The organism is Candidatus Trichorickettsia mobilis (assembly GCF_034366785.1).
GTDB lineage: Bacteria > Pseudomonadota > Alphaproteobacteria > Rickettsiales > Rickettsiaceae > Trichorickettsia > Trichorickettsia mobilis_A.
In genome coordinates, this window is record NZ_CP112958.1 from 1 (window position 1) to 4,147 (window position 4,147).

At 39.3% G+C, this 4,147-nt stretch carries 4 protein-coding genes; all 4 read right to left on the minus strand.

Translation table 11 applies throughout. The features are described from left to right. Positions 1–700, minus strand: a 700-nt coding sequence (gene traF, locus Trichorick_RS09105) for a conjugal transfer protein TraF (RefSeq protein ID WP_323739332.1), incomplete at its 3' end; no start/stop codon positions are given. A 2-nt stretch (positions 701–702) separates the two neighbouring features. Beyond that, positions 703–2,328, minus strand: a complete 1,626-nt coding sequence (gene traN, locus Trichorick_RS09110; RefSeq protein ID WP_323739333.1) for a conjugal transfer protein TraN — start codon at positions 2,326–2,328, stop codon at positions 703–705. Continuing rightward, entirely contained in the window at positions 2,325–3,431 is a 1,107-nt protein-coding gene (locus Trichorick_RS09115) for a hypothetical protein (RefSeq protein WP_323739334.1), read from the minus strand. Before Trichorick_RS09115 ends, traN begins: the two co-directional genes overlap by 4 nt. Next, positions 3,424–4,098: a type-F conjugative transfer system pilin assembly protein TrbC gene (trbC, locus tag Trichorick_RS09120; protein ID WP_323739335.1), complete on the minus strand. Its 675-nt coding sequence runs from the start codon at positions 4,096–4,098 to the stop codon at positions 3,424–3,426. Before trbC ends, Trichorick_RS09115 begins: the two co-directional genes overlap by 8 nt. Positions 4,099–4,147: the final 49 nt, after the last annotated feature.

Here is a 4,147-nt window from a genome sequence, read left to right on the forward strand (position 1 = left end):
ATCCCCTGATTAGCTCAAACGCCGTCTTACTATCGTGACTTACGGCAATAACGGTAGGAAAAGCAGTAATACCGAGGCGCTCTATTAACTCTTGAGACGCGACGGTCTTAAAATGCTCGTGTTTACTGCCCTGGTTACTGACCGCATCGATATGAAACCCATAAATCTCTCCGAAGCTTTTAAGTACCGGTGATAGAAGTGCGCAATATCTGCAAGAATCGCTAAAGAATAATACTAAATCAAACTCCTTGGCTAATTCCTTGATCACTTTCGTATTTTCTTCTTCTTGTATAGCTCTCTTTGCTTTTACGGCATGGACGTTAACGGGATTATTGATTAAGTCTCGTTGATCGGGATAGAGAAGATTTGCCGTATCCCAAGCCGCATGTAAGCTATCGGCCTGATCCCACATTTGTTTTTCTTTATCTCGGTAAGCTTTGACATTTTGAGGGGTCGGACGTGCCAACATCATGAATTTTAGATCTTCAAGTTCACGGGCAAATTGCTCGATTTCCGCTTTTGCTTGCTCAGGGCTAATATCGGGATTTTGCTCTGAATTTATCGCTTGCTTTTGCTTTTCTAACACAAGCGGTTTATTCTCAAACCAAAACCAACCGCGATAGCGTTCTTCAAAGAAGCCTTGACCTAAAACAATGCTAGGCAAAAACATTAATATTAAGCTAGTTACAATCTTGATCATATTTAATAATTACCTCTATTTATGTCTTGCTCAAGCTTGTTGACCGACTTATAAAGGTCAGAGTAAATCTGAAATAATCTCAAATATTCCGGATACCAAAGATTTACTTCCAGTGTTCGCCCGACCATATATAGATTGCCGTTGCTAGTAAAATTATTGACTCTGATTTGATCTTCCGCGATTTTAGTACTGCGATAATTGTCAGCAGTATTTTTTGCGGCAATCATTTGCTGCTTGAGGTAATATAATTCATTTTCTTTAGCTAATTTCCTCTGTTTTCTTAGTTCTTCCTGCCTCAAGATCTCTCGTCGCCTCTCTTCTTCTATACGTTTTAACTCAGCCAACCTAGCCTCTTCCTGTTTACGTTTTAACTCAGCAAGTCTGGCTTCCTCTTGTTTGCGTTTTAATTCCGCTATTCTTCTCTCTTCTTCTAGCCTTTGTCTCTCAAGAGCAAGTAATCGTTCCCTCTCACGCCTCTCTGCTTCAAGTTTTGCTAAACGCTCCCGCTCTTGTCGTTCCACTTCTAGTCTTCTCTCTTCCTCCGCCTCCCACGAATCATCTTTAACATCGGCATTCCAGCCGGTCATATTATTCTTTTTATTATTCTGATTACCGTCATATTTTCTAACGTTAGGTAACGATGAGTTGACTCTGCTACTTATGTCCCCGATTTTAGGTATCTTCATACGCTTTAAAATATCGGTAAAAAATTCGCTAAAATCCATTTTGTCAAAATCCAGCTGCATGATCTCTGCAAGCGTTAATCCTCTACAATCCGGCTTACCGTTATTATTAAATAACTGATCTACATGCTTTGAAGGAAATAACTGTTTTCTACCCTCAACCTGAATCACTTTATTAAGCAAACTCCCGAAGCAGCAGTAATGATGTTTAACTACCGTGGTTATCCCCATCATCTGTTTGTTCTCTTTACAAGCATATTTACAGAGATTTTTCTGACGTTTATCGACTAAATCTATTTCATCCTTGGTACATTTTGCTCCGAGATTCTTACCCCAACCTTTTAAACTAGTAGAACAGCAATTGGTATAAGAGGTAGCCTTCTTGCTACAACTCTGAGAAAACCCCGCAAATAGTTTAAAATTAAGATCGAGCGCGCCCTTCATTTGACTTACCGCATATAGTTTCGATACCGAATCCATCATGTCTCCCTCCGTTAAATAACTTTTATCGACGCAGTTGCCGTCAATACACGGTACTCCTTTACATACAAGCCTGTCTTTACCTTCTTTCTCGACTAGTCCAGTTCTTACCGTTTCTTTATCGATAGTTACAGGTTCCCAACTTTTACAGGAAAACTCTTTTTGCAGATTAACGCAGTTGCCGTAATTATCTCGCAGCAAGCACGGTAAATCGGCTACCGCGTAACAATGACTAAAATTCTTGCAATCATCCCTGCTCGGATAGTTACAGGTTTTATAATACGTCCACTCCCAACAATCTTTAGTAACCGAAAATCCATCAACAATCCTTGTACCGCTACTTACACAAGTTTTTACGGCATCACTACATGAATAACTTGAGGTAAAACGATTACCCCCCTCGACATAACTAATTTGAGTCAATAAGGTAATTATTGTTATTATGAAGCTTATCAATTTTCTCATTGTAACTTGCATACCTCGTTCCAGTCTTCTTGCCATTCAAAACAAGCCGGATTGCCGTCACGATATTTATAATTAATTACATACTTAGCCCAAGCATAATCCTTGCTACCTAAAACTCTACCGGCGTACATCCAGCCGCTAATTGAAAATATACCACCATGCCAAGAAAAACTCATCGTAGTACCGATGTTATCTATCGTTGCATTATGTTTAAGTGCTAAGAATTCTCTCATATTCGGAATAGTACCGGGATTATAATCACGACCGCCGAATCCCTTAAGCTTTTTGCTATCGGGGCTAAATAGCTTATACTCAAAACATTTGCTAGCTACATGATGACCGTCAAACATATCTCGGTGTGCACTAAATTTGATTAACTCTCCACCGTCGACTTCAATTTGTTTATCTTGCCACTCTCCCCATTGTATTCCTTTTACTTTGCAAGTTAAGGTTACCGTATCGTTGCAGTTATAACGATTGCGCAGCTCTTCACAGATATGTTGATTGTAAGTAACATCTTTAAAATGTTCTTTTTCAATTTCTATAACGTACTGCGGCTCTAGCTCTCGGTCGCCTTTAACGGTTTTGCAATCAATGTCCAGATCACGCAAGCCCTCAATTAAACGAGACATTAGTCTTTTATTAGCATCGGCAATTTTATCGACATCCCTCTTATGATTGAGAATCTTTGGGTCGGTATAATCAATCTCTAACGAATCGTAATAACTATTTTCCTCCTTAGCTCGCTCGATTTGCCCCCTACTCTCCAAACTATTGGCATTAATAGAATTTAGCTCGGACGTTTTGTTTTCTAAGGCACTTTCATTTGCACCGAGTTCCCCTAGTCCCGCTTTATTACCTATACCGCTTTCCGCTTGTTTCTTTGAGTTTTCAAGGAATTGATCTAAACCTTGTCTATCTTCTATTTCTTGTTTAAAAAGATTGCTGATATCGTTCTTATTAGTCTGATGCCTATTACCTTGAGCTTTATTACTTGCAACCACGATAATCAGCATTAAAGCAATGCTTAAAACCGAATTTATGCTTAAGCAACTGCCTCTTAATCTTCTCCGTGCTACAAATTTACTTAAGATACTAATCATTTAGATACCTCAAAGCCTCCGTCGCTAATTCTCCCGATCTACTAAACTCCTCTAGAGAATATTTAACACCGACGTTACCGATCATTTTGTCGAACTTAAAAATAGCGGTCTGATTCGGATGATATTCAGAATCGGCGGATAATACGATAGCAGGCACCGATACGACTTTGAATTTTTCGTACGCCTCATCGTCTATTTGTATGCTTGTCGCAAGCTCTTGTAAGTCACCGTTACTCTCGGTTAAGTCTATAACCAATTTTGTTAATTCTTTGAAACTCCCCTGCGGCAAGCCTTTGAATACCAAGACTCCGCCGTATTTATTTGCCTCACGTAAATAACTTTTTAACAAAGGTTTCGGCATCGAGGTGCTAACAAAGATATAAAGCCCTGAGAATCGTCTTTCGCTGCCTCCGTCAATCTTAGATTTAATACCGGCACTTATTGCTAGTTGTTCTTGGCTCTCAAATTTCTCTTTTAAATTTTGCCATACCGCGTCAATACTACTATTAGTTAAATCCGTAGCCCATTTAACGTCTTCTCTAGATGCACCGTAAAAAGCAACGCGCAAGTCGCTCTTATTACATACGGCGTTATCGCATGCTACCGCTAGTCTTACTGAAGCAAGGCTTAAAATTAGTAAAACGATAATCTTTAAACTAAAAGGCACAGCAATTTCTCTTTCTAAAAATTAAATAACCCCAGTCTTGCCCATCGTA